Source organism: Bradyrhizobium sp. RT6a (assembly GCF_040547675.1).
Classification (GTDB): domain Bacteria; phylum Pseudomonadota; class Alphaproteobacteria; order Rhizobiales; family Xanthobacteraceae; genus Bradyrhizobium.
This window is the reverse complement of the sequence record NZ_JBEPQC010000001.1, coordinates 1,661,222-1,686,741: the sequence shown is the minus strand read 5'-3', so window position 1 is coordinate 1,686,741 and position 25,520 is coordinate 1,661,222. Positions and strand designations below refer to the sequence as shown.

Genomic DNA, 25,520 nt, shown 5'->3' with positions numbered 1-25,520 from the left:
GGTCCGGCCGCTCTCATCTGTCCGACGATCCCGCGTAACCCGCTCCAGGCAGACCACAATGGGAATTGTTCGCTTCGCGCTACGGCTTCCGCACACATTCTATGTGCTTGCCGCGCTGATCCTGTTCCTCGGCGGCATCGCGATCCGCTCGATGCCGACGGATATTTTCCCGGAGATCCGGATCCCCGTGGTCACGGTGATCTGGAGCTACACCGGTCTGTCCACGCCGGAGATGGAGCAGCGCGTCAGCACCTACAGCCAGTATTCGATCAGCGCCAATGTCAGCGGCATCAAGAATATCGAAGCGCAGACTCTCAACGGCCTGTCGATTCAGAAGATCTACTTCCAGCCGGACGTCAATCTCGATCTCGCGATCTCGCAGATCGTCTCGGGGACCAACGCCATCCGCGCCCTGATGCCGCCGGGGATCCAGCCGCCGATCATCGTGCAGTTCAATGCCTCGAGCGTGCCGGTGCTCCAGCTCAGTCTCCAGTCAAACAGCCTGAACGAGCAGCAGCTCTACGATTTCGGCATCTACCGGGTCCGCCAGCAACTGGCTCCGGTGGCGGGAGTGACGCTGCCCACGCCTGCCGGCGGTAAATACCGCCAGATCATGGTCGACATCGATCCGAACAAGCTGCTGTCGCGCGGATTGACGCCGCTCGACATCGTCAATGCGGTCAACACCCAGAATTTGACCCTGCCGACCGGCACGGCCAAGATCGGCGACACCCAGTATACCGTTCGCACCAATGCGACGCCGGCCACGATCCAGGATCTCAACATGATCCCGGTCAAGTTCGCGAACGGGGCCACGATCTTCCTGAAGGACGTCGCCCAGGTCCGCGACGGCGCCCAGGTCCAGCAGAACATCGTGCGCGAGGACGGCCACCGCGCCGTCCTGCTCAGCGTCATCAAGAATGGAAATGCCTCGACGCTCGCCGTCGTCAACGGCGTGAAGGCGGCTTTGACCTCGATAAGCGCGTCGGCTCCAGCGGGGCTGAAGATCAACGAGCTGTTCGACCAGTCGATCTTCGTGACCCATTCGGTCAATGGCGTGCTGCGCGAAGGTGCGATCGCGGCCGGCCTCACCGCGCTGATGATCCTGGTGTTTCTGGGATCATGGCGATCGACGCTGGTCGTCCTGATCTCGATCCCGCTGGCGATGCTGTCCTCGCTGATCGTGCTGTATTTCCTCGGCGAGACCCTCAACACGATGACGCTCGGCGGGCTCGCCCTCGCGGTCGGCATCCTCGTCGACGATTCGACGGTGACGATCGAGAACACGCACCGGCTCTGGACCGAGGAAGGCATGCCGTTGTCGGAGGCGACCCTGCATGGAGCTGCTGAAATCGCCATCCCGACACTGGTCTCGACGCTCGCCATCAGTTGCGTGTTCACGTCGGTCGTGTTCCTGGAAGGCCCGGCCAAATACCTCTTCACGCCGCTCGGCCTCGCAGTGGTGTTCGCGATGCTGGCGTCCTACGGGCTGTCGCGGACGCTCACGCCGATCACTATCGGCCTGCTGCTGAAGGGTGAACGGCGCCATGGCGAAAGCGAGCGCCCGTCGAACATCTTTGCGCGCGCCTCCGCTGCGTTCGAGCGCGGCTTCGAGCGCCTGCGCGATGGCTATTCCGATCTGCTGCTGAAGCTATTGCGGCTTCGGGCCGTCGTGCCCGTCGTCGCCGTGCTGGTGCTGGCGCTCGGAGCCACCATGTTCGCCTATGTCGGCAGGGACTTCTATCCCCTGATCGACGGTGGTCAGATCCAGCTGCATGTTCGTGCGCCGGCGGGCACGCGGATCGAGCGTACGGAAGCGATCTTCCAGGCGGTCGAGGACAAGATCCGCGAAGTCATTCCGGAGCATGACCGCGCGTTGATCGTCGACAATATCGGTCTCCCGGCGCGGGCCTACAATCTCGCATTCACCGACGGTTCGACGATCGGGGTGAATGACGGCACCATTCTGGTGTCGCTGAAGGATGGGCACAAGCCGACGGCGGATTACGTCAGGAAGCTGCGGCAGGTGCTGCCGGCGGCCTTCCCGGAGGACACCTTCTATTTCCAGGCGGCCGACATCGTCACGCAGATCCTGAACTTCGGGCTTCCGGCGCAGATCGATGTCCGCACGGTCGGTTACGGCAGCAACAATCTGGCCGTGGCCAAGGAGCTGCAGAAGAGCCTCGCGGCGATCCCCGGCGTGGTCGATGCGCATCTGCAGCAGGAGGTCGATGCTCCCGCGTTCTACGCCGACATCGACCGCACTCGCGCCGCGCAGCTGGGCCTCAATGCGAGCACGGTGGCGACCAATATCAATGTCAGCCTCAGCTCGTCTGCGCAGGTCTCGCCGAATTTCTGGACGGACCCGACGTCAGGCATCCCCTATTACCTGGCGGTGCAGACACCGGAATACAGGGCCAACTCGCTGAACGCCCTGGGCAACACGCCGGTGTCGGCCTCGGCTGCCGCAAGCGGCCAGACGGTGCCCGGCTTGCTCAGCAATGTCGCGACGTTCAAGCGAGGGACCGTTCCTACCAATTCGAACCAGGCCAACGTCCAGCCGGTGTTCGACGTCTATGCGAGCGTCCAGGGCCGCGATCTCGGCAGCGTTGCGGCCGACATCGAGAAGGTGACGTCAACCCTGCAGAAGCAGCTCCAGCCAGGCAATTCGATCCAGGTCCTGGGACAGATCCAGAGCATGCATCAGTCGTTCCGCGATCTCGGGATCGGACTGCTGTTCGCGGCCATCCTGGTCTACCTGCTGATGGTCGTGAACTACCAGAACTTTGGCGACCCCTTCGTCGTCATCCTGGCGCTGCCGGCGACATTCTGCGGGATCGTGACGATGCTGTTCATCACCGGGACGACGCTGAACGTGCCATCGTTGATGGGAGCCATCATGGCGATCGGCGTTGCCTCGGCAAATTCGATCCTGCTCGTGACGTTCGCGCGTGACGAGCAGTTGAAGGGACATTCCGCTTTCCAGGCAGCGCTGAGCGCGGGCCGAACGCGGATCCGGCCCGTCCTGATGACCGCGGCCGCGATGATCGTGGGCATGATCCCGATGGCGATCGGCGGGCCGGGCGAGGAGCAGAATGCCGCGCTCGCGCGGGCGGTCATCGGCGGGCTTCTGTTTGCAACCCCGACCACCTTGCTGATCGTGCCTTATCTCTTCGCCATGCTGCGTAAGGGCAACGACGGCAAACCTCGCCACGGCGTATTCGAGGAGCAACCGGAATGAGCGACGTTCGCGCAAGGACCGATGACGACGGGGCGAGAGATCGCCCCGGGGCGGAGAACCTCCGGGTCGTGGAGCTGCCGGGCAAGGGTGCACGATCCGGACGCCGTTACGGTGGCGCGCTGCTCGGCGGAGGCGTGCTCCTGCTGCTTGCGGGCGGCCTCGGCATCGGCGGCTGGCGGCACTATGAGGCTGCGCGTCAGGTGGCCGCCGTAGCCGAACAGGTTCGGACCAACGTTCCCGAAGTTCGGGTGGCGACAGTCAAGCCCAGCGGCGACATTATGAAGGTCAGCCTGCCGGCGACGACGACCGCGTTCGAGGCGGCCAACATCTTCGCGCGGACCAGCGGCTACATCGAGAAGCGCCACGTCGATATCGGCGATCGCCTCAAAAAGGGTGATCTCCTCGCGGAAATTACCGCTCCCGAACTGGATCAGCAGATCGCGCAGGCGCAGGCGACCCTCGCCCAGAACCAGGCCGCCCTTCAGCAGGCGCAGGCCAGCCGGGAATTGGCCGACGTCACCAATTCGCGGGACAGCAATCTCGTCAAGCAGGGCTGGTTGACGGCACAGCAGGGCGACAACGACCGCCTCACCCTGCGCGCGCAGCAGGGGGCGGTGGGCGTCGCCCAGTCGAACATCGCGGCACAGGAGGCGCAGATTCGCGTTCTCCAGCAGGAGAAGTCCTACCAGCGCGTGGTGGCCCCGTTCGACGGTGTGGTCACGCAGCGTAACGTGGACAATGGCAGCCTGGTGCAAGCCGGGTCTACCTTCATGTTCACGATGATGCATTCCAACGTGATCCGGACCCAGGTCTTCGTGCCGCAGGACGAGGCGTTTGGGGTTGCCCCGGGCGTCGATGCGGACATCCGCGTCCCCGAGATTCCGGGACGAACGTTTGCGGGCAAGGTTACGCGGATCGCAACCGCGCTGCAGCCGGGGAGCCGAACGCTGTTGACCGAGATCGACGTGCCCAATCCCGATGGTCTGCTCAGTCCCGGCATCTATTGCACGGTCGAATTATCGATCCCGCGTCGGACGCCATCGATGACGATCCCGTCCGACGCGCTCGTCTTCGATCAGAATGGCCTCCACGTCGCGGTCGTGCGGAACGGCACGGTTCATTTGCAGCAGGTCTCGATCTCCAGGGATTTCGGCACCGTTGTGGAAGTGCGGGACGGCGTGCAGCCCGGCGATCAGGTCGTGCTCAATCCTGCGGTCACTCTGGCGGAAGGCAGCAAGGTCACCGTTCGCAAGCTTGAGACGAGCTAGGGACACAAAAGATGATACGGTTCGCGTTTGCAATGATGGTCGCTTTCCTGCTCGGCTTCTCTCCAGGCCAGGCACAGATCGCAACGACCGGCAGCACCGCAATGGATCTGCCGACGGTGCCGGGCGCGATCGTGATCTCGCCGCTCAACAGTCCGGGGCCGTTTTCCGCAACGACCGTGCCGGGTGCGCCGGATACGACGTTGGCGCCCGTCCCTCTTGCGTCGGATCCGACGACGCCGGGAACGGTGGTCGTCTGCGCTCCACCCTCGTCATCACCGGCGCCAGTGCCGGCGACTCCAACTGTATCGCCCACTGGCCTTTCGCCTCCGGGCATCGCGGCGCCGATCCTGCCGGCCACGGGACAGAGCGGTAGCTCCATCGGGACGATCTCCGCGGCCGCTCCGGCGGGAACAGGTGCGACAGTGGCCTGCAGCTCAACGCCGGGAGGACAGGTTACGAGCGCTGCGTCTCTGCCGCTTTCGATTTCGCAGGTGTCTGCAAGCCCCGCGCCCGGCACGATCCCGGCGGACACCAGCGACGCCGGCGGCACGGGCATAGACCCGAATGCGGCCGTCGTGCCGAGCCCTAACAGCTCGGCTTGCGCGGAAGGGGTCTCGATGAACCTGGCGGAGCCTGCCACTGTGTTGCCGGCGAACGCCTCAGGCGCAGCGCCGACGCCGGGCGTGTCGCCGATTCTGCCGCCGGGATGCTGAGGTGGACTTGCAGGGGTTTCGTGTCATCGCATCACACGGCATTCGCCGGTCATGTTGCCGGGCGCAGCTTGCGGATTTCGGCATCCGGCGGAAGCATGCTTCCACCCTCCCTGTATTTCCAGTCCACCATGACGGCCTTGTTGCCCCTGACCGCGGTGCGACCGACAAATGTTCCCATCGTGCTTTGATGGTCGATCGAACGCCAAATTGCCGGCCCAAACGGTGTATCGAAGGCGACACTGCCAAACCCATCTGCCATGGTTTCGGTATCGAGGCTCCCGAGTCGCTCGATCGGAGCCACGATGGAGCTGATCATGGCGTGACCGACCACGGAGCCCATGGTGGGAGCCTCGCCATATCGCGAGGAATAGGCCGACGCGAACGAGCTATTGGCCTGGTCCAGGATCTCGGTCACGGGATAGCCGGTCACGATCCATCCTGTCGGCGCGTCCTCTCCGAGAGGATGGAGATATTCGGGTTCGCCCGTCGTGAACGACACGACGTCTCGTCCTTCGAACAGGCCGCGATCCTTTCCTTGCCGGACGAATTTGGTGAGATCGGGCCCGAAGGTGATGTTGAGGATCGCTTCGGGATTCTGCTGTGCGAGCGCGTTCACGACCACGCCGGCGTCGATCGCACCCAGCGGCGGCCACTGACTGCCAACGAACGCGACATCGGGGCGACGTTGGCGCAGAAGCTGCATGAACCACCTTACGGCCGACTGTCCGTATTCGTAGTTCGGAGAGATCGTCGCCCATCGTGTCGCCTTGAGTTGAGCGGCCTCCTCAACCAGCATCGCTGCCAGCATGTAGGTCGAGGGGCGGAGCCTGTAGCGATATCGATGTCCCCGCTCCCAGACGAGGGCGTCCGTGAGCGGCTCGCTCGCCACGAACAGGATCCGGTTCTGCCGTGCGAAGTCGCTGATCGCGAGGCCGACATTCGAGAGATAAGCGCCTGCCAGCAGATCGACGTCGTTCCTGCGCACGAGCTCCTCTGCCGCGCGGATCGCGACGCTGGGTTTGCCTTCGTCGTCCCGGCTGATGACCTGCAGCTCGCGCCCGAGAAGGCCGCCTTTGGCGTTGACCTGTTCGACAGCCAACTGCCAGCCGCGACGATAGGGCAGGGTGAATGCGGGCGCGCTGCTATAGGAGTTGATCTCGCCGATCCTGATCGGTCTCGTGCCCTGCGCACGGATGATGCCGGGCGAAAACACCGACGCGCTGATGCCGCCCAAAATCCGTCGTCGAGAGATGTTCATCAGGCAAGGTCCGGAAGATGGAGTGAGGGGCGGTGTCGGCCGAAAGGCATCACAAACCTAGTGGCAGGTGCAGGATGGGGGCCGATCGCCGTCGGATGTCGAAAGCGAGATGCCCGGTATTTCAGCCAGAGTGCGGGCAAAGGCGAGTGCCGGAAGATCGATGTCCTGATCGAACAGAGCGCTGACCGGACCGACGAGATCGAGGGCGGTCTGCTGACGGTTCGATTCCGCCAAGATCCTTGCCCATGCTGCCGCAACCTTCAGCTCGTAAAAGCGGCATTGCTGGTCCCTGGCAACCGACAATCCTTCGCCGAACAGCAATTCGGATCGAGACAGGTCGGATGGATCGTTGGCCAGGAGAATTTCAGCCTTGATCCTCAACAGGTCGGCAAGGCACCACAATTGCCGGCCTTGCCGCGACATTGACAAGGCCTCTTCCACCACGGTCAGGGCCTGCGCAGCCTCGCCGCTCGCGAGCAGGCCTTCGGCGAGCGATCCGAGAAACTCGGGATTGCGCATCAGCCATCCGTTCTCGGTCCGCGCTGTCAGGCCGCTGCGCAGCAGCGCTATTCCGTCGTGATGCTTGCCTTGCAGAACCAGCAATTGTCCCTTCAGGCAGGACGTCCAGCTGGTCCAGAAAGCTATCCCCTCGCGCGTGACGAGCTCGAGAAGAGAGGATATTGCCTGATCGGCGGTGGCAAGATCATGCGTCATCAGCGCGATCGGGCAGACGGCGTTGCGGAGTGCATAGGCAATCGCAAGCTTGTCCTTCTCGCGCTGGGCTTCCTGCAGGCACTCGGCGGCCAGGGATCTGCTCTGGGCGATCCTGCCCTGCAGCAGCAGGACGCGCGCCAACATCGCCTTGGCAAGAACGCTCTGGTTAAGCAGAAACCACATCTGGTTCGCGCCGCCGTTCAATCCGTGAGCCGAATGATCCAGGGACAGCGTCAGCTCGCGTCGTGCATCCTCCTGCATTCCAAAGAAATGGGTGGCGGCGCCGATCAGGCGACGGCCTACAGCCTCGTTGGCGGGGCTTCCGGTGCGCAGCGCGATCTCGAGGTAGCGCTCGCCGACCTCCTTGGCCGCGGCATATTGGCCCGAGTTGAGGTTATAGCTCCACAAGGTCCAGACCGCCTTGAGCTGAAGCTCGAGGTCGGACAATTCCTCGGCGAGCACGAGACCGATGCTCAGCGCCGCCTTCATGCGGTCCGCTGTTCCCGCCGTGTTGAGAAGCGCGAAGCCCAACGCGACATAGAGCTGCGCCTTGAGCTTCGGAACGCAGGTGAACCCGGGAGTGAAATGCGCAAGCGCGTGCTCGATCCGCGTCGAGCATTCCATGAAGGACAGCAACTGCATCCATACCGGAACGAAGCCGGCCGTCAGCTCGATGCCAAGCGCGGTATCGCCACCGGGCGAGAACGCCCAATCGAGTGCGGCATGCACGTTGCCGATCTCCTGAGCGAAGCGGGAGATGTCGTCGGGAGCGGGGGAGGCATCGCCGAGCGGCGCGATGATCTGCCTGAGAAAGCCGGCCTGCCGCCTTGCCGCCCGCTCGACGAGGCCCGCCTCTGCGAGCTTCTCCAGTGCATAAGCGCGGGTGCTCTCCAAGAGCCGCCATCGCCCCTCGAATGAGGGGTCCAGCGACACCAGCGATTTCCCGACCAGATTGAACAAGGTTTCAATGACGTCCGACCGCGACAGAGTGTCGTCCATCATTGCACTGGCCGCATCGAGCGTGAAACCGGCCGGAAACACCGCGAGCTGGCAAAGCAGGTTTTGCTCTGCCGGCGGCAAGAGGTCATAGCTCCAGTCCAGGGTCGCCCGCAGGGTCTGGTGTCGCGGCAACTGGTCGCGGCGGCCGGCGTTCAGGAGCTCGAAGCGCTTGTCGAGACGGAGCAGTACGGTGTCGACCCCGAGATTGGCGGCCCGGGCTGCGGCAAACTCCAATGCGAGCGGAATGCCGTCGAGCCGGCGACAGATGGCAGCGATCCTCTGAAGCTCCTCCGCGCCCACAACGAAGCTCGCACGCAGGGCCCGCGTTCGCGCGACGAACAGCTGCACTGCGCTTGCCCGCAGCAGCAAGTCGGGATCGTGCATATCGGGATCAGGAACCGACAGCGCCGGAATGGCCGCAACATATTCGCCGTCGATGCGGAGGCCTTCGCGGCTGGTCGCGAGAACGGTGACGTGCGGACAATAGCGAAGCACGGCACTGGCGATCTGCGCGGCCACTTCGATCACATGCTCGCAATTGTCCAGGACAAGAAGCAGACGACGGGTTCCGATGGCCTGCGCAATGTTCGCGGCCGAGACTTCCTTGTCATTCGAGGCGAGCTTGAGTGCACGGGCGCATGCGGATGGCGCAAGTGCCGCATCCTGCAGGGTCGCGAGCTCGACCAGCGCCACGGAATCGTTGAACGCGGGCGCGACGCCGCGCGCCAGCTCGATTGCCAGCTTCGTCTTTCCGATGCCGCCGGGTCCGACGAGGGTTACGGCCCGATAGGCCGAAAGCACATCGACCAATTGGCTCATGCAATCCTCGCGACCGATGAGGGGCGCACGGATACTCGGCAGGTTGCTTGGAAAGGGCACGTCGGCTGGAATCGCTACCGATGCGGCGGCAGGGTGATCCAGATGCCCGCTTCGCCAGGTCCCGGCGAGCGTATATCCGCGGCCCGAAACCGTCTTGAGCAGATTGCGATCCTCGCCGAGCGCCTTGCGGACGGCCGAGATATGGACCTGAAGCGTGTTGTCTTCGACTGTCAGGCCCGACCAGACGCTTCCGATCAAGTCATCCTTGGTGACCAGGAGACCGGCCGAGTCGACCAGCTTCTCAAGAATCTCGAACGCGCGGCTTCCGATCGGCACCGCGACGTTGTGGTGCCTCAGCTCTCTTCGTTGGCAATCGATATGCCAATGTCCGAAAGAGTAGGTGCGATCAACCGGCGATGACATGGGCCCGTGAATCAATTCCGCTGACGTGATCCGGGGGAAATCACGAGCCCGCCCTTGCGATCACCGAAACCTTGGCAAGAATTTGAAAGCGTCAATGCGCTTGGGTCTCCTACAGGGGAGATCGTCGGCGTGTCAAGAAGGCCCGCTCAGTCGCCGGCGCTTCGTTCACTTTCGATGCTGGCACCCGACACGTTCATGTTCGATACACGAATTCGTGACGATGGCCGGGCGCATTCGGAATGGAAGGGTCCGTCGGAGGGAACCTGATGCCATCAATGGAAGCATCATTTACTCGGCATCGCCGGGAATCGTCAGCGCAAGAACTCCGGAGCCCAATGCTTCAGGAGACGTGCACCAGTCGCAAGAACAGCGGCCTGATCGTGAGCCGCCGTCCTTCCTTCCGCCGAGAGGTCAAAACCCGGAACGTTGACACGATCAACTTCCAGTCGGCGTCAACCGGACTTGCTCCGGTTCGCGAACTTAATAGCCGGAGGTTGGCTCGCAGGGCGGCCGGCGCCAGGGGGCGGTTGCGTAGGCACCGACGTCGGGAGCACGGGCGCAGCCGCGCTTGGCGGAGGCCGGCACGCGCTGAGCCGACGCATAAGCCTCGACATTGGTGCGCTTCGCGCTGCCTTCGCGAGCCATCGCGGGGGAGGCAATCATGGCTGCGACCACGAGTCCGGCGGACAAAAGCTTCAGTGTCGTCATCGAACATCTCCTTGAGAAAGCGACGCCGGGAACGCCTCGGCTCGCACCTGAGAAGTGTGCATGCGTGCGCCGGATCCGCAGTGTTGATCGAACGAACATTTTCCTCTTTGCACGAAGCCGTCGCGATGCGTTGACGTCTGACATCGACAGCTCATCCGACTTCCCGCGCTCTAGTCGCGCGAGGACGTCGCCTGGTCCGTGCGACCGTCGAGCAGCGGGCCAAACCATTCCCATCGTTCGCCGGTGAAGCGCATCATCTGGAGCTGCTCGATCGGACCAAAGTCCGTTGGTGAAGTCTTTATTCGAACGCCGGGAATGTAGGCTTCGATGTCGAGATCGAGATCGGTGGCCACACGCATGATCCTTTCGTGCGTGAGGTCACCGCCGCAACGCCTGATCACCTCCACGAGTGCACTCGACATGTTGAAGGCCACCAGCGGCCCGCTCTCCGATCGATCTGCCTCCGGATAGTATTTCGCCATGAACGCGCGAAAATGCTGCATGCCCGGATGGCTGTCCCACTGCGGATCAGTCACGTCCATCTGATACCCCGCGCTGAGAATTCCCTTCGCCTTGTCCAGTCCGGCGGGCTTCAGCACCGCGCCGACCGAGACCGAGACATTCGTCACGATGTGGATGGGACGCCAGTCCAGCTCGGCGAGCTTCCTGATCGCCTGGGCGGCGAATTTGGGTGTTGCGATGTCGATGAATATGTCGGGCGCAGCGGCCTTGATCGCGGCGACCTCGGAGTCGATCGTCGGCGTGCCGACCTCATATGACTGGCTGGCAATCACCATTTGCGCGTACCTGTCCTGCAGCACGTCCTTCAGCCCGAGCAGATAGTCGCGTCCGAAGTCGTCGTTCTGGTGCAGGATACCGATCCTCGCCCCCGGGTGGTGCCGCAGAATGTAGTCCGCATAGATGCGTGCTTCGGTTCGGTAGCTCGGTTGCCAGCCGATGGTCCACGGAAAGTGCTCGGGATCGGCCCAGCGCGATGCTCCGGTGATGACAAACAATTGCGGCACATGCCGGCTGTTCATGTATTTCTGGATGGCGGCGTTGCTGGCCGTGCCGAACGGCGCGAAGATCGCAAGCGCCTCGTCGTCCTCGACGAGCCGTCGCGCTTGCTCGACCGCTTTGGATGGACTGTAGGCGTCGTCATACGAAATGAAATTGATCTTCCGGCCGTTGATCCCGCCATTGTCGTTGATCATGCGAAAATACGCGCTCATCGTCTTGCCGATGATGCCGTAAGCCGATGCCGGGCCGCTGTAGGGCATGATGTTGCCGATCCGGATCTCGGTGTCGCTTGCGCCGGGATCGTATCGCGGCTCCGCGGAAGCGCTGCCGGCTGCAAGCACGGCGCAGGAGATGAGGAGCTTTCCCAGGCGCCGCGCGTTGCCCGAGATCGAAATACCAGTTCTGCCCGTGATCAAGCGATGCCTCCATGGCGCTGCCGGTTTTTGCACGTGCCAAACCCTGACGAGGCGTGGCTCGGCCGCGCCCGCCCGGGGCGCCGGACGAGCGCGTGCAGCAGTCGGCGTCGCGACTATAGCGCGGACGGCGCCGTGGGGCCCGTTACGGATGCTGAAGAACTGTTAAGTTTCGCAGTTTTCGGGCCAGCTATCGGGATCGATGTCATCGGCCTTGCCGCAAAGCCGGCAAGGTGCGCCGCATGGCGCGGTCGCACTCCCGGATTGCGGACACCATCATCTGCACTTGCAGGACGCGCAGTGCTCGATTGTGGTGTCTCGTCATCGATGCCAGTGGCGGTCGTGAAATTGGCCCACGCCGAAGACGGGCGCGGCACCGCCGGGCCGTTCGAGGCCCATTCGCCCGGCCGGCGTCAGTGCGCCGCCATTCAGCACGTCGCGATCGGGGTACATCGATGCAAAGGCTGCCGGCTCCTGATCGGCAAAAGACCAGGCCGCAGATGCCGACGATAGCGTTGCCGTTGAGAGTAGCGCCGCTGCGATTAGAATTTTGAGTACGCTCATGGCGCTTCTCCATTGTTTGCTCTGTGCGGAGAGTCGCTTGGCGATGATCGCTGCTCGGCTGGTGGCGTTTCCGAAGTTTGTTTTGATGAAGGCTATCTAGGTCGTCGGAGCGGAAAGTCCCGGTGGATCTGCTTCACTCTTGCGGGAAGAGTCTGTCACGCTTGTCAGGAGTCTCGCGCGTTTGTGCGTGGTCAAACGCGTCCGGTGTCCGTTTCTGGAAGGCAGATAGTTCGAACACCTGGAGTGTGAGCAATGAAATCATTTGCTGTTGTTTGCGTCCTCGCCGGCGTTGTGCTCTCGGGCACCGCGTCCGCCCGCGGCGGCATGGGGTCGCATATGTCGATGGAGAGAGGCGGTGCGCTCGGTACGAGCGCCGCCACACCCGGAACGAATTCGCTGGGCACCGCCCTTTCGTCGACGGACAGCGGTGGTCACGCGACGAAGGGTCCGTTGATTGGCACGGACCAGACCATCGACAAGGAAGACGCCCGGCTTGAGAAGATGCTGGAAGGATCGATCTGCCGCGGCTGCTGAACCGCGCGCATTGCGAGACAGGGGCCGGCGGCTGCGCCGCCCGGCTACCTCTGTCTTTCGACAGGGTTGGTGGTAAGCTGGACTGAAAATGACGAAACCGCTTGGGGCTGTCCCAATGATGGCTGAGCCAGGCCAGCGTCCCGTCTACATTTGCGCGGAATGGGAAATCGATCTCGCCAGACGCGAATTGCGCGCGACTGGAGAACTCGTTCCCTTGGGGGGGCGTGCCTTTGAAATTCTTGCGGAATTGGTTCAAGCGCAGGGTCAGCTCGTCACCAGGGACGACCTGACGGAGCGCGTCTGGCGCGGCGTCTTTGTCGAGGAGAGTGCACTTCGCGTGCATATCGCGGCGATCCGAAAGGCGCTCGGTTCCGACCGCGAGATGCTGTCAACAAGCGTTGGCCGCGGCTATCGTTTGCTGGGAGCATGGCGGGTCCGGCATATGGAGACCCCGCTACAATCTGCCGCAACCGGCCTGCTGCCGTCGATCAACATTCCCAGCGCATCATTCGATCTCATCGGCCGAACGGCTGCGATCGTACATTTGTGGCGGCTTCTGTCGGCCTATCGCATCGTGACCCTGGTCGGGCCCGGCGGCATCGGAAAGACGTCGCTGGCGCTGGAGGTCGCCAGAACGCCGCCTCCCGGCTTTGTGGCTGACCGGCTGCTGGTCGAACTGGCCTCGCTGTCTGATCCAAAACTCGTCTGCTCGGTCATCGCCAGTGTCCTGGGCACCAAGCTCGAGGGCGAGGAGATCTCGCCTGATGCCATCGCGCGTGCGATCGGCTCTCGGCCATTGTTGCTCATTCTCGACAATTGCGAACACGTCATCGACGCCGTGGCGCAGCTGGCCGAGCTGGTTGGCAGCCACTGTGCGGGGACGATCATTGTTGCGACAAGCCGGGAGGCGCTGCGTATCGAGGGGGAGCATGTCTACCGCGTGCCTCCTCTGGGCGTGCCGCCTGAAGCCTGGCACGAGCCCGCTGGCGCTTCCGCGTACAGCGCAGTGGAATTGTTCACGAGCAGGGCGAAGGCGCTGGGTTCAAGCTTTGTGCCCGACGAGGAGAACATCGGCGCCATCGCATCCATCTGCCGGCGGCTCGACGGCATTCCGCTGGCGATCGAGTTCGCGGCGGCGCGCGCGGTCATGCTTAGCCCGCCGAAGATCGCGTCACTTCTCGATGACAGGTTCAAATTCCTGACGACCGGCCGGCGCACCGCGTTGCCGCGGCAGCAGACGCTGCGCGCTACGCTCGACTGGAGTTACGACCTCTTGCCGGACGGCGAGGCGTGGCTGCTACGGCAGCTCGGCATCTTCGCCGCCGAATTCCAGCTCGATGCAGTGATTGCAGTTGCCGGCGAGAACATCGGCGATGTGACCGGTCAGCTTGCCAGGCTGGTGGCAAAGTCGCTCGTTCTCGCGGATATTCGCGGCGACAGCCCGCACTATCGTCTGCTGGATACGACGCGCGCCTATGCATTGGAGAAGCTGCGTGCCAGCGGAGAACATTCCGGCGCCGCCTGTCGCCAGGCGAAATACTATTGCGAATTCTTTGCCAGCGCCGAAGCCGACAGCGAAGTGCGACCGCAGGCGGAGTGGCTCACCCTCTATGGCCGACACATCGACAACGTGCGGACGAGTCTCGATTGGGCCTTCTCCCCCGGCGGGGACTCGCAAGTCGGGGCCGCCCTGACGGCGGCCGCGGTTCCGCTCTGGGTGCAATTGTCGCTGCTCGCCGAATGCCGCGAGCGGACCGAACTCGCTTTGACGCGCCTCGATCCGACGGCTGCGAACGCGCCGCGGCTTCGGATGCAGCTGTCGGCCGCGCGCGGCTGGTCGCTGATGTACGGTGTTGGCAGGGCCCGGGAGGCCGGTCCCGCCTGGGCTACGACCCTGCAGCTTGCCGAGCAGCTCGGTGACAGGGATTACCTGCTGCGCGCGCTGTGGGGGCTCTGCATCGATCAGTTCAACAACGGCGAATTCCGCAGGGCGCTTGAATTTGCGAATCGCTTTGCGGAGGTCGTGGCCGACGCCGGCAATCCCGTCGACCGCATGATGGCCGACCGGCTTCTCGCGACCACGCTGCATTATCGCGGCGACCAGCGGCTCGCCTATCATCATATCGGGGGAACCCTGTCGCGGCTCTCGGAACTTGCGGCAAAGCCGCAGGTCATTCGTTTCCGGTTCGACCTGCGGGTCTCGGCGCGCTATTTCCAGGCTCGGATCCTGTGGCTGCTTGGCCTTGCGGATCAGGCCTTGAGCGTCGTCGAGCACAACGTCGAGGAAGGCCGGACCAGTGGTCACGCACTGACGTTTTGCAGCGTCCTCGGCCAGGGTGCCTGCCCGATTGCGTTCCTGGCCGGCGATCTCGACGCGGCCGAGCGCTATTGTACGATGCTGCTCGAACACACCGAACGACACCCGATCCGCCTGTGGAATCTGTGGGCACGCGCCTTCAGGGGCCTCTTGATCTCGCGCCGGGGCGACCTCGCGACCGGATTGCCCCTGCTGCGCAAGACGTTCGAGCTCGCGGGAGAGGCGCGCCACCTGCCGCGCTTTCTGCTTCCCCTCGGTGAACTCGCGGTATCTCTCGGCGAGGCCGGCGAGGTATCGCAGGGGCTTGCAACCGCCAACGAGGCGCTCGCGCGATGCGAGGCGAGGGACGAGGGGTGGTATGTCGCCGAACTCTGGCGCATCAAGGGCGAATTGCTGTTGCTTCCCGGTGAGCACCGCTCGACGAGCGCCGCCGCGCAGGCCTTCGACAGGGCGTTCGAGGTGGCGCGGAGCCAGGGGGCCCTGGCTTGGGAGCTGCGGACGGCGATCAGCGTGGCACGATTGAAGGTGAGCGAGGGGCATCGGGCCGATGCAGGCCGTGTTCTCGCTTCCGCATACGGCAAGTTCACCGAAGGTTTCGAGACAGTGGACCTCCGCGACGCGCGTGCAATGATGGCGAAGCTCGGATCGTAGGTCCTGGATGCGCCGGGGAGCGGCACCCGATTCAACCAATCGGATGCCGGTGCGGCCTCTAAGAGCGCCGCTCGGTTGGCGCAAAGCGCGCTTGCGCGATCAGGAGAGGGTCATCTGGCCGCAGACGCGCACGGGCGCGCGGGCTTCAGCTCGGCAAGCAACTCTCTCGCCATCTTGAGGCTGCGCGTATCGAACCCCTCGGTAAATCGCAGATAGACGGACGCAAGCATATCGTGCGCCTTCTGGCGGCGGCCGCCTCGCTGCCATAATCTCGCAAGCCCGATCGCCGCGCGAAGCTCGTAGCCCAGGGCTCCCTGATGCCGGGCGAGGTCGAGCGCCTGCACGAGGCTCAGCTCCGCCCGCGAAAGATCCGGATTGCTCTTGTGCATCAGCGCTTCCGCCCTCGCGCGCAACATGTCGGGCATGTCCATCATGAAGTTGCTGTGCCGGGCCTCGGCAATCGCCTGATCAATGGTGTGCAGGGCTTCGTCGCCGTGACCTGTCGCCGCCAGAGCTTCGGCGAGGGGCATGCGCAACCCCGCGACCGCGCCGAAGCACAGGCCTTGCAGCCTCTCGATCGAGCCTTTCAGCATAGCGAGCCCGATACCGGTCTCGTTTCGAGCCAGCAGTGTAATCCCCTTCATGGCCTCGCCGACCATCTGGAGAATGGCGAGGTTGTGCCTTCGAGCCTCGAGGACGAACCTGTCGATATGTTCTTCGCAATCCTCCAGGTCGCCATTCCAGAAGAAGACGCCGAACGCCCATGGCAGCGCTCTGCAGAACATGACCGGATGGTTCGCTGCGACGACATCCGAGATCGCGCGGCGCACCAGTCGCGTCGCCTGATCGGGATGTCCCTGAAGCCAGAGGACGCGAGCAAGGGTGATTTGAGCGCGTTTGGGATATTCGAGGGTGAGTCCGCTAAGGACCTCCCCATCCAGGCCCGGATGCCGCAACGCCGCGTCGATGTATGAGCGAGAGGCCGCGAACTTGCCGAGATACTGACAGGAGATGCTGAGCAACACGCGCATGCGCGCCACCGCAACGGAATCGCTGCTGGTCAGCGCGATGGCTTCGCCGCGTTTGGCGGTGCCAAGTGCATCATCATATTTGCCGACGAACAATTGCAGCAGATGCAACTGGTCGATCAAGCGGATCTGGCTTGGTATGTCGCCGATCTTTTCCGTCAGCTCGAGCGCCCGGCGGAGGTGATTTGCGCCCAATTCATCCAGCTGTCCCATGAGCATGCGGGCGGCGCCCAGCGCAGTGTGAAGGACAGGGCCCTGCCTTGTGCTTCCATTGGTTTCATCGAGTGCTTCGATGGCGCGGGTGACCCAGAGCTCGCATTCTGCCAGCAGCGACAGCTTGAAGAAGAGCGGTATCGATGCCGCGGCGAGCGCCACGCCGGCTCTGCGGTCTCCCTGGTCGGAGAAGCACCACGCCAGTGCGGCGCGGACGTTACCGAATTCCTCGGCAACCGCCGAGAGGTCTCGGTTCGCTTCGCTCCCGATCCTTTCAAGGAGATTGAGAAAGTAGCAGGCGTGACGTCGCGAGATCGCGCCAGCGTGCCCGCTGGCGACAAGTTTCTCTTGCGCGTATGCCCGCGTCGAGTCCGCAAGGCGGTAGCGGGTTGATTGCGAGCCGGTGTTCAGTGCAAGCATCGACTTGGCAACGAGGCCGTCGATGATCGCCAGGATCGTGTCGTCGTCCTCCGTAGCCGCGGCAATCGACCGGGCGCCGTCCAGGGTCATGCTGCCGACGAACACCGACAGCCGGCCGAGAACCGCACGTTCCGGCTCGGATAGGAGATTGTAGCTCCATTCGATGGTGGCGCGCAGCGTCCGGTGCCGAGGCAATGCGGTGCGACGTCCCTCCCACAGCAAATTGAGGTGCTGGTCGAGGAGTTGGAGCATCGCTCTCGCGCCATATGCGCCCACATGGCCGGCGGTGAGCTCGATGGCGAGCGGAATGCCGTCGAGCCGACGGCAGAGGTTGCCGACATCAGAGGCGTTCGTATCGGTCAGCGCGAATTCACTGCCTCCTGCCGTCGCACGCTCCACGAAGAGTTTAACGGAGGGATAGGCGAGGGCGTTCGCAGCCGTGAGAACGGTCTTTTCCGGTGGGCTCGGCAGCGGCGGGAGACGGTAGGTGAACTCGCCTTCGACGCGCAGCAATTCCCGGCTCGTGGCCAGGATGTGCAGATCCGGGGCCGCCCGGTAGAGCCGCTCGGCCAGCGCCGCCGCTGCTTCGATGACATGCTCGCAGCAGTCCAGAATGAGCAGCATGCGCCTATCGCGCAGGAATGCCGCCAGGCTGCCCGTCGGATCATTCGATCGCGCCAGCAGTCCAAGAGACGATGCGACGATCGCCGGCACCGGAGCGGCGTTGCCGGTCTCGCCGAGACCGACGAAGTGGACATGGCCGGCGAATTCCGCGCGCAGGGCGTGGCCCGCGGAAACGACGACCGCGGTCTTGCCGATGCCGCCTGGGCCGATGACCGTGACGAAGCGTTCGGCTCTCAGCCTTTCCGAGATGTCCTGGATGGCTTGCTCGCGCCCCACCATCTGCCGGGGATGCGCCGGCAAATTGTGGACATAAGTCGGATCGGTCGGCGCAAATTGCCTTTGTTCCGGACGCGAGACCGCAGCCACGAAGCAGTAGCCCTGTCCGGAGATCGTGCTCAGATATCTGACGCCGCCCTTGCCATCTCCGAGTGCCTTGCGAAGTGCGGCGATATGGACACGCAGGCTGTTTTCCTCGACGTTGGCGCCCGGCCATGTCGTGGCTATCAGATCCGTCTTGCTGACGACGTTGCCGGCCTGCCGGACCAGCGCCAGCAGGATGTCGAACGCACGGCCCGACAGTTGCAGCGGGCTTCCGTCTCGTTCAATCCGCCGCTGCAATGGGTCCAGGCGAAATGGCCCGAAGAGGAATATCTCCCAGGCGGGCTCGTCTTGGGCGGAGCGGCCAGCTTGGGCCATCATGTCGTTGCTATGCCAGCGGGGGGCCATTTTCGGATATCAACCCGGCGCACGACTCGTCATGTTCTATGACTCGGCAGCACACCAAGACGTGTGAACGCAGTGGCCCTCAGACGGTAACATCCGGTAGTTTCAGGGTAAAGCATCGGGCTCCATCACTTTCGTCTGAGGCTTGAACGTGCGACGTCACGACGCGCACGCCCTATCCGATGAATGCGGGCTTGAGAATGTCCTCCAATCCGATCCGGCGGAGCAGTTCAGCACGGGCGCCGTCGGCGACGGCGCCGACGGCTGCGGCTCCGTCGTCGTCCGGACCGAAATGAACTCGCAGCGGACGCTGTCCGAATTGCATATCGACGATATCGGCTATGGCGGTCGCGACGTCTTGCGGAGTTCGATCCTTCGCCGGAAGCTGCGCAAGTGCCGATAGCGCGATCTCGCTCAAATCGGCCGTCGGGCCATCCGCGTATTCCTCGGCCCGAACGGTGTCCAGCGGCCGGCCGGAGCGAATATAATGGCCGGGCCCCAGCGCGCTGGGAACGACGATGGTCGTCTCGACGCCCCAACGCGCGAGCTCGCCGGCATAACCGAGCGCCAGCGCGTCAAGGGCGGCCTTTGAGGAAGCATAGGCGCCCACGAAAGGAACCGAGCCGCCTCGCGCGCTGCTTGACGAGACCCATATCAGCAGGCCATGGCCTTGCTTGCGCAACTGTGGCAACGCGGCCCGATTGAGCCGTTGCGCACCCAGCACGTTGGTGTCGTAGAGCTCGGCAAGCTGGGCCGGTGTAAAGGCCTCCGCCGGCCCGTAGAGGACCTGGCGGGCATTGTGCACGATCACGTCGAGGCGGTTGTTCTCGGCGACGATGGCATCGATGGCCGAGTTGACGGAGGCTTCCGAGGAGACGTCGAACGCGATGGTTCGGAGATCCGCGCTATGCTTGCCGCCCTCGTCTCCCGCCTCAGCGCCGCCGTGCTCATCGTGGTCACCCGCTTCCCGCAATGAAACGTAGACCGTATGGCCGGCCTGCGCCAATTTCCTGCAGGTGCTTCGTCCGATGCTGTTCGCAGCTCCTGTAACGATGATCACTTTGTGCATTCGCATCCCAATCGCATTCCACCCTCCGCAGGGACGCCAGCGCCGTTGCGACACGTTCCTCGTTCGGCAATCGATCGCTGGCCTTGCGCGAAGAGCTTCTGAAATACGGTCGGGCGCCGGACTGGTCTTTCGAGCCCGGCGGCTGATTTCCACATCGCACGAAATTTTTCGAGAAAGCCCGAAAGCGGGTGAGGACGGGTGACCCGCTGACCGAACGGACCCGAACGTGCCTTCGCGAAATTGCCGTTGGCTTTCAGAAGATCGCAACCGTGGCGGCCGGCTACAAGGAACCTGAGCCGCTCGACAGAACGGGCCGTGCGAAGCGTCCGCGGGGAATTCGCTCGTTGCAAGGAAAAGCATGAATCAATCAGGCAAACCGCCGTGTTCGAGACTCGGATCGCTCGTGTTGATCGCTGCCGTCCTCGGAGGCGCAGCTGCCGCGTTCGCCTACACTGCCGGCTGGCTCTCGCCCGGGCGCCTCACGCCGGAGCGGATGATCTTGGCGCTCACGCCTGCGAGCGGCGCACCGCTCGGGCACCGGCGAAATCACGCGAAGGGGGTCTGCTTCACGGGCGTCTTCGAGGCCAACGGAAAAGGCGTGGAACTTTCGCGGGCCAGGGTCTTTGCGCGCGGCACGTATCCGGCGCTGGGCCGCTTCAATCTCGGCACTGCCGATCCGAACGCCGTGGATGCAACTGTCCGTGTGCGCGGTTTGGGATTGCAGATCGCTGCGGCGGACGGCGAAGAGTGGCGGATGGCGCTGATCAACCCGCCGTTCTTTGCAGTGTCGACGCTGCAGGCGTTTCACGACCTGCTGATTGCATCAGCCAAGAAGGAGCCGGACGCGATGAAGATTTTCATCCAGGCAAATCCGGAATTTTCCGCCTTCGCGACCTGGGCCAAGACGGCGCCCTGGACCACCAGCTATGCGGAGGAGCCTTACCACGGGCTCAACAGTTTCATCTTCACGAATGCGAACGGCGCGGAGCACGCGGTGCGATGGTCGCTACTGCTCACTGTGCAGCCCGTTCCGGTTTCGCAAGCCGAGCTGGAAAAGCGCGGTCCAAATTTTCTCGAGCAGGAGATCGCGGAGCGCGTCCGCACCGCCGGCCCGCAACGCTGGACCATGATGACGACGGTCGCCGATCCCGGCGATCCGACCGCCGATCCGAGCAAGCCATGGCCCGAGGGCCGCCGCACGGTGCAGGTCGGAACGCTCATCGTGCAGCGGATCGAACCGGAGCAGGACGGGCCCTGCCGCGACATCAACTTCGATCCGACCGTGCTGCCTCAGGGAATCCGGGTGTCCGACGATCCCTTCCCGGCTGCACGTTCGTCGGTCTACCGCAGGTCCTACGATTTGCGTGCGGCCGAAGCCGGCGACTATCCGCGAGCCGGGACGGTCAAGCCATGAGCAACGTTCCGCATCGTTTCGCCCTCATTCAGCGGCTGCTGCACTGGCTGATGGCAGCCTGTATCTTTGCCATGTTCTTCATCGGCGTCGGCATGGTGTCCACCGTGACGCCGATATATCTGCCGCTGATCCTGACCCACAAGACGCTCGGCGTCACGCTTCTGGTCCTCGTCGTGATCAGGCTGGCGCTGCGGCTCCATTACGGCGCGCCGCCGTTGCCGGCAGATCTTCCGCAGGCGATGAAGCTGGGAGCGAGATTGTCGCACCAACTCCTGTATGGCTTCATGATCGTCATGCCGTTGCTGGGTCTCGGCATGCTTTGGGCTGCGGCCTATCCGGTCGTCCTGTATGGCGGGATCCGAATTCCGGCGTTGCTGCCGCAGAGCGATCGCGTGCACACATTGCTGTGGAATGCTCATGTCTATCTAGGATTTGCGTTCTTTGCCCTCGTGCTGCTGCATCTGGCGGCCGGGTTGTTCCACGCATTGATCCGCCGCGACGGCGTCTTCGGGACGATCGCGCTCCTGCCGTCGCGGAACAGGACGACGCCGGCGGAATGAACGCTTCGCACATCGGCGAAATGCGCCGCTAAAGTTTGTCAATCTCCAACAAGGGTGACGACAATGAGCAAGGCAGATCTCCAAAGCCTGACGGATCTCGGGGCCAATGCGAACCGGGACGTTCCAGCCGCGCTGAGAGCGCTGCTGGCCGATGTCTTCGCGCTGTACCTGAAGACCAAGAACTTCCATTGGCACGTATCGGGCAGTCATTTCCGCGACTATCATCTCCTGCTCGACGAGCAGGCCGAGCAGATTTTTGCCATGACCGACGACATTGCCGAGCGGGCACGCAAGATCGGCGGAACTACACTGCGCTCGATTGGCCACATCGCGCGCGAGCAGCGCATTCTCGACAACGACGCGGATTATGTCGATCCGCAGGACATGCTGGCCGAGCTGCGCAGCGACAACCAGCAGCTGACGCGGGAGATGCGCCGGGTCCACGAGCTCTGCGATGAATACGGCGACGTCGCGACCGCAAGCCTGCTGGAAAACTGGATTGACGAGACGGAGCGGCGGATCTGGTTCCTGTACGAGACCGGCCGGAGTGGCCCGAGTTCGTAGGTGCGGGCAAGCCGTCGCTGCATCCTCAAAAGATAGCCCGGGCGGATCCTTGTAGGCTTGCGCTCATTCATGACCAGCGGACCGGTCGTGCGAACGAGAGTCAAATCATGGCTGACATGTCGATTTCGAAGGCCGGAGTCATCATACTCTACGACCCGATCCCGGCTTCGTTCACTCCTCCCGCCATTCGCCCTAGCCGGCGACGGTATGAACCATGATGACGGAGTCGACGTATACGCGGCACCGGGAGATTGCCTGGCGCGGCGGCCGCACGAGGTCGACGTCGCGACTGGTCGCCGAGGAGAGCGCCATCGCGCTCACCTACAACGGTTCGACTCATGCGGTGATGATGGGGACGCCGGCCGATCTGGAGGATTTCGGCGTCGGCTTCAGCCTCACCGAAGGAATCATCGACCGCGCAGGCGAGATTAGGAGCATCGAGCTGATCTCGAACGATCTCGGCATGGAAGTGCGGATGTGGCTCGACGGCGACCGTGCGGCGACCTTGGCGTCGCGCCGACGCGCCATCAGCGGCCCGGTCGGATGCGGGCTATGCGGCATCGAGAGCCTCGAACAGGCGCGCCGCGCGTCGTCACGGGTCCAGGGCCGTCGCATCGCCTTTCACGCACGGGACCTGCTGGGCGCCATGCAGGCGCTGTCCCCCCTCCAAATCCTGAATCAGCAAACACGGTCCGTCCATGCTGCGGCCTTCTGGCATCCCCGCATCGGCGTTGCTCTGGTCAGGGAGGATGTCGGCCGGCACAATGCGCTCGACAAGCTCGCCGGGTCGCTTGTCCGCGAAGGGAAATCGGCCTGCGATGGCGCGGTGCTGCTGACGAGCCGCGTCTCGGTCGAGATGGTGCAGAAGGCGGCTATGATCAGCGCCCCGGTCATCGTGGCCGTTTCCGCGCCGACCGCACTCGCAATCCGGACTGCGGACGAGGCGGGGATTACGCTGCTCGCGATCGCCCGCGATGACGGATATGGCGTCTTCACGCACCCGCGCCGCGTCTTGCTGCCTGACGAGGCTGCGGGACGCACCGACTTCTGACCTCGCGGGCCGACCAATATGGCGATGCAAGCCGCATCTTCCGCGCTGGACGTCGAGGCGCCCGTCGGCGTCTACGCTCCGGAGCGATCCCTTCTCGTCGCTTCGGTTCTGAGCATGTCAGGTGGCTTCCTCGACGCCTTTACCTGGCTCTCGCCCGGCCAATGGCAGCAGGCGGCCCACCATCTGCTTCCGATGGTCGCGTTTCTCCTCGGCGCGTCGATCGCGATCCGCATCCGGGCGCCGCTGCGCTGCCTCCTCGGAGAGATCGTCTGCCTGGCAGCGGCGATGCTATTGCTTCATCGCGTACCGGATATGGTCGCGATCCTCGGAATCTCCTTCGGTGTCGCGCTGCAGTCAGCGAGCTTCCGGCAGGTCGAGCGTTGGAAGTATCTCTCGACTACCGTCACCGGCAACATGTTCCGCGCCATCGACCAGTCCGTCGCGACATCCGATCGTGATGCGGCACGCGGCGCCGGGGTCATGCTTCTGCTCAGCCTGATGTTCCTGTTGGGAGCCGCCCTCGGCAGTTGCGCGACGAGGTGGCTCGGCGCGTGGAGCCTTGCCCTGCCGATTGCATCGTCGATGCACGTTCTTTGGTTCTGCCGCCGGCATCGCGATCGGCGAGACCAAGGCTGACCCTCTGAGCCCAGAGGCTTCGAAACGGGCATACGTTCGCCCGTGGGCGAACACTATAGACGATATCGGAGGCGCTATGGTCGGCAGAATAAGGGCGCCTATGTCCGACGCTCCCTACGTTCGGGCCTTCGGCATGACGCCCGGGCTGTTGTCGGGCCACTGGGCGATCAGCTTCTCGTCGACGTTGAAATGCTGGGCGACCAGCCGCGGGGGCGTGTGCGTCAACCAGTTGGAGAGCGACACCTCCTCGTAGCGGGGCGCACGGAACACGCCGACGAACTGCAATTCGGTGTCGCCGACATTCTCGACATAGTGGCCGAGATTGCGCCTGACATAGCCGATGTCGCCGGCCGAAAAATCCGTCGTCAGCGCGTTGGGGCCGGTGTCGAACACCGTCATCCGCGCCTTGCCCTTGATATAATACTGCCACTCGTCGGCATTCGGATGCCAATGCATCTCCCTGACTGCTCCCGGCGGCATCGTCACAAGCGCCGCAGCGACGGTGGTGGCGACCTTGAAGTTGCTGCTGTCGGCGACGCGGATGCTGCCGGCTGAGCTCTCCTTCACCGGCGCCGAACTGCCGAGCGGATGGATGAACGGATAGGGCGGTGCTTCGGCGTGCTTGGCAATTGCAGCACGATCGGCGGCGAGATCGCCGGGCACCGTGCCCTGGAAGATCCAGCGATTGTGCAGCGGAATCCTGGCGAAGGCGTCGGCCGGAACGCCGAAATTCTTCGCCAGCACCTCGGGCGGCGTATGGGCGAGCCAATCGGTCACGAGCAGCGTGTTGAACTCATTGGCGTGGCCGTCGTCGAAACAGATCACGAATTCGCAGCCGTCGGGCCCCAGGCCTTGCAGCGAATGCGGCGCGCCCGGTGGGAAATACCAGAGGTCGCCCGCCTTGAGGTCCCCGACATAGGGACGTCCCTGCGTGTCGAGCACGGTGATGCGGCAACTGCCGTAGGTCATGATCGCCCATTCGGCCGCCTGATGCCAATGCAGCTCCCGGATGCCGCCTGCGGACAGCCGCATGTTGACGCCGGAGATTTCCTTCGAGATCGCGAAATCCGCGACGGTGACTTGCCGCGCCCAGCCGCCATCCTGGATCCGTCTGGGTGCGTTGTTGAACGAAGCCCAATCCATCGGCAGGCCGCCGACGTCGGTCGCGGGCGGGGTTTGGACGGAGGGAAACTGTTCAGCGAGGGCCGGGTTCTGCGGACCGGGATCGGTCAGGCTCCCGCGGCTCTTGGCGTTGATTGCGCCTTGCGGTGGCTCGTCTGGATTGCCGAAGGTTGCTGCCTGTGCGCCGGAGCCGACCATGGCGGCGCCTGCCGCAGACATGGCCAGCAAATCACGTCGGGAAAACATATTGGGGTCTCCTGAGAATAGTCAAAAGCCTCTGTGGCGAGGGGGCTACGGACTCCCAGCCTAGTTCCTGGCTGCTGGCACAGCTTCCGCGAACGGCCTTGCTTTTTCCGGAATGCACTGGCTGCTTCAGCCCGCTGCCTCGGAGCCGAACGTGTGCGATTGCGAAATTCGGCTTCGTTTTGAAAAGACGGCTCTGCCTGCACGATCC

General features: G+C 63.7%; 18 protein-coding genes. 10 read left to right on the top strand and 8 right to left on the bottom strand.

Annotated elements, in window-relative coordinates:
• The first annotated feature begins 58 nt into the window (after positions 1–58).
• Genes ABIC03_RS07970 through ABIC03_RS07960 form a run of 3 tightly spaced genes read left to right on the top strand, consistent with a single transcriptional unit; the run spans position 59 to position 5,222 of the window.
• Positions 59–3,241 (top strand): efflux RND transporter permease subunit, encoded by a 3,183-nt coding sequence (locus ABIC03_RS07970; RefSeq protein WP_354056939.1) that lies wholly within the window; start codon positions 59–61, stop codon positions 3,239–3,241.
• A complete protein-coding gene (locus ABIC03_RS07965; protein ID WP_354056937.1) occupies positions 3,238–4,509 on the top strand; it encodes an efflux RND transporter periplasmic adaptor subunit in 1,272 nt (423 codons plus the stop codon). The genes ABIC03_RS07970 and ABIC03_RS07965 overlap by 4 nt, the downstream gene beginning before the upstream one ends.
• Positions 4,510–4,520: 11 nt before the next feature.
• Positions 4,521–5,222: a hypothetical protein gene (locus tag ABIC03_RS07960; RefSeq protein WP_354056935.1), complete on the top strand. Its 702-nt coding sequence runs from the start codon at positions 4,521–4,523 to the stop codon at positions 5,220–5,222.
• Positions 5,223–5,271: 49 nt separating this feature from the next.
• Here the strand turns inward: ABIC03_RS07960 and ABIC03_RS07955 are convergent, their stop codons facing one another.
• The 5 genes from ABIC03_RS07955 to ABIC03_RS07935 all read right to left on the bottom strand — a co-directional run bounded on the left by ABIC03_RS07955 (position 5,272) and on the right by ABIC03_RS07935 (position 12,140).
• Complete coding sequence (locus ABIC03_RS07955; protein WP_354056933.1) at positions 5,272–6,480, bottom strand: ABC transporter substrate-binding protein; 1,209 nt, start codon at positions 6,478–6,480, stop codon at positions 5,272–5,274.
• Between the two features lie 57 nt (positions 6,481–6,537).
• Positions 6,538–9,348, bottom strand: coding sequence for an ATP-binding protein (locus tag ABIC03_RS07950; RefSeq protein WP_354056931.1), 2,811 nt, complete (start codon positions 9,346–9,348; stop codon positions 6,538–6,540).
• 567 nt (positions 9,349–9,915) lie between these two features.
• Positions 9,916–10,143 carry a hypothetical protein gene (locus ABIC03_RS07945; protein WP_354056929.1) on the bottom strand — a complete coding sequence of 76 codons (228 nt, stop codon included), beginning with the start codon at positions 10,141–10,143 and terminating at the stop codon, positions 9,916–9,918.
• 170 nt (positions 10,144–10,313) lie between these two features.
• Positions 10,314–11,579 (bottom strand): ABC transporter substrate-binding protein, encoded by a 1,266-nt coding sequence (locus tag ABIC03_RS07940; RefSeq protein ID WP_502916916.1) that lies wholly within the window; start codon positions 11,577–11,579, stop codon positions 10,314–10,316.
• Positions 11,580–11,897: 318 nt separating this feature from the next.
• Positions 11,898–12,140: a hypothetical protein gene (locus ABIC03_RS07935; RefSeq protein ID WP_354056927.1), complete on the bottom strand. Its 243-nt coding sequence runs from the start codon at positions 12,138–12,140 to the stop codon at positions 11,898–11,900.
• 252 nt (positions 12,141–12,392) lie between these two features.
• Here ABIC03_RS07935 and ABIC03_RS07930 point away from each other — a divergent pair, with 252 nt between their 5' ends.
• Both ABIC03_RS07930 and ABIC03_RS07925 read left to right on the top strand, forming a co-directional pair.
• Positions 12,393–12,674: a hypothetical protein gene (locus ABIC03_RS07930; protein WP_354056925.1), complete on the top strand. Its 282-nt coding sequence runs from the start codon at positions 12,393–12,395 to the stop codon at positions 12,672–12,674.
• Positions 12,675–12,789: 115 nt separating this feature from the next.
• Entirely contained in the window at positions 12,790–15,642 is a 2,853-nt protein-coding gene (locus ABIC03_RS07925) for an ATP-binding protein (RefSeq protein WP_354056923.1), read from the top strand.
• Between the two features lie 110 nt (positions 15,643–15,752).
• On the opposite strand, the gene ABIC03_RS07920 is transcribed toward ABIC03_RS07925, so the two are convergent.
• Positions 15,753–18,623, bottom strand: coding sequence for an ATP-binding protein (locus ABIC03_RS07920; RefSeq protein ID WP_354057546.1), 2,871 nt, complete (start codon positions 18,621–18,623; stop codon positions 15,753–15,755).
• A 202-nt stretch (positions 18,624–18,825) separates the two neighbouring features.
• Positions 18,826–19,719: an SDR family NAD(P)-dependent oxidoreductase gene (locus ABIC03_RS07915; protein ID WP_354057544.1), complete on the bottom strand. Its 894-nt coding sequence runs from the start codon at positions 19,717–19,719 to the stop codon at positions 18,826–18,828.
• 358 nt (positions 19,720–20,077) lie between these two features.
• Between ABIC03_RS07915 and ABIC03_RS07910 the strand changes: the two genes are divergently transcribed.
• The 5 genes from ABIC03_RS07910 to ABIC03_RS07890 all read left to right on the top strand — a co-directional run bounded on the left by ABIC03_RS07910 (position 20,078) and on the right by ABIC03_RS07890 (position 23,944).
• Complete coding sequence (locus ABIC03_RS07910) at positions 20,078–21,133, top strand: catalase family peroxidase (RefSeq protein WP_354056921.1); 1,056 nt, start codon at positions 20,078–20,080, stop codon at positions 21,131–21,133.
• Positions 21,130–21,693: a cytochrome b gene (locus ABIC03_RS07905; protein WP_354056919.1), complete on the top strand. Its 564-nt coding sequence runs from the start codon at positions 21,130–21,132 to the stop codon at positions 21,691–21,693. Before ABIC03_RS07910 ends, ABIC03_RS07905 begins: the two co-directional genes overlap by 4 nt.
• A 63-nt stretch (positions 21,694–21,756) precedes the next feature.
• Positions 21,757–22,257 carry a Dps family protein gene (locus ABIC03_RS07900; RefSeq protein WP_354056917.1) on the top strand — a complete coding sequence of 167 codons (501 nt, stop codon included), beginning with the start codon at positions 21,757–21,759 and terminating at the stop codon, positions 22,255–22,257.
• Positions 22,258–22,471: 214 nt separating this feature from the next.
• Entirely contained in the window at positions 22,472–23,308 is an 837-nt protein-coding gene (gene fdhD, locus ABIC03_RS07895) for a formate dehydrogenase accessory sulfurtransferase FdhD (RefSeq protein ID WP_354056915.1), read from the top strand.
• Positions 23,309–23,326: 18 nt separating this feature from the next.
• Positions 23,327–23,944 (top strand): YoaK family protein, encoded by a 618-nt coding sequence (locus tag ABIC03_RS07890; RefSeq protein ID WP_354056913.1) that lies wholly within the window; start codon positions 23,327–23,329, stop codon positions 23,942–23,944.
• A 114-nt stretch (positions 23,945–24,058) separates the two neighbouring features.
• Here ABIC03_RS07890 and ABIC03_RS07885 read toward each other — a convergent pair whose 3' ends face one another.
• Positions 24,059–25,312: an oxalate decarboxylase family bicupin gene (locus ABIC03_RS07885; RefSeq protein WP_354056911.1), complete on the bottom strand. Its 1,254-nt coding sequence runs from the start codon at positions 25,310–25,312 to the stop codon at positions 24,059–24,061.
• Positions 25,313–25,520 lie beyond the last annotated feature (208 nt).

What these genes read in the sequence shown, in the direction of transcription:
- ABIC03_RS07970 (WP_354056939.1), top strand. Translation starts at nt 59, where the DNA reads ATGGGAATTGTTCGCTTCGCGCTACGGCTTCCGCACACATTCTATGTG.
- ABIC03_RS07965 (WP_354056937.1), top strand. Translation starts at nt 3,238, where the DNA reads ATGAGCGACGTTCGCGCAAGGACCGATGACGACGGGGCGAGAGATCGC.
- ABIC03_RS07960 (WP_354056935.1), top strand. Translation starts at nt 4,521, where the DNA reads ATGATACGGTTCGCGTTTGCAATGATGGTCGCTTTCCTGCTCGGCTTC.
- ABIC03_RS07955 (WP_354056933.1), bottom strand. Translation starts at nt 6,480, where the DNA reads ATGAACATCTCTCGACGACGGATTTTGGGCGGCATCAGCGCGTCGGTG.
- ABIC03_RS07945 (WP_354056929.1), bottom strand. Translation starts at nt 10,143, where the DNA reads ATGACGACACTGAAGCTTTTGTCCGCCGGACTCGTGGTCGCAGCCATG.
- ABIC03_RS07935 (WP_354056927.1), bottom strand. Translation starts at nt 12,140, where the DNA reads ATGAGCGTACTCAAAATTCTAATCGCAGCGGCGCTACTCTCAACGGCA.
- ABIC03_RS07930 (WP_354056925.1), top strand. Translation starts at nt 12,393, where the DNA reads ATGAAATCATTTGCTGTTGTTTGCGTCCTCGCCGGCGTTGTGCTCTCG.
- ABIC03_RS07925 (WP_354056923.1), top strand. Translation starts at nt 12,790, where the DNA reads ATGATGGCTGAGCCAGGCCAGCGTCCCGTCTACATTTGCGCGGAATGG.
- ABIC03_RS07920 (WP_354057546.1), bottom strand. Translation starts at nt 18,623, where the DNA reads ATGGCCCAAGCTGGCCGCTCCGCCCAAGACGAGCCCGCCTGGGAGATA.
- ABIC03_RS07915 (WP_354057544.1), bottom strand. Translation starts at nt 19,719, where the DNA reads ATGCACAAAGTGATCATCGTTACAGGAGCTGCGAACAGCATCGGACGA.
- ABIC03_RS07910 (WP_354056921.1), top strand. Translation starts at nt 20,078, where the DNA reads ATGAATCAATCAGGCAAACCGCCGTGTTCGAGACTCGGATCGCTCGTG.
- ABIC03_RS07905 (WP_354056919.1), top strand. Translation starts at nt 21,130, where the DNA reads ATGAGCAACGTTCCGCATCGTTTCGCCCTCATTCAGCGGCTGCTGCAC.
- ABIC03_RS07900 (WP_354056917.1), top strand. Translation starts at nt 21,757, where the DNA reads ATGAGCAAGGCAGATCTCCAAAGCCTGACGGATCTCGGGGCCAATGCG.
- fdhD (WP_354056915.1), top strand. Translation starts at nt 22,472, where the DNA reads ATGATGACGGAGTCGACGTATACGCGGCACCGGGAGATTGCCTGGCGC.
- ABIC03_RS07890 (WP_354056913.1), top strand. Translation starts at nt 23,327, where the DNA reads ATGGCGATGCAAGCCGCATCTTCCGCGCTGGACGTCGAGGCGCCCGTC.
- ABIC03_RS07885 (WP_354056911.1), bottom strand. Translation starts at nt 25,312, where the DNA reads ATGTTTTCCCGACGTGATTTGCTGGCCATGTCTGCGGCAGGCGCCGCC.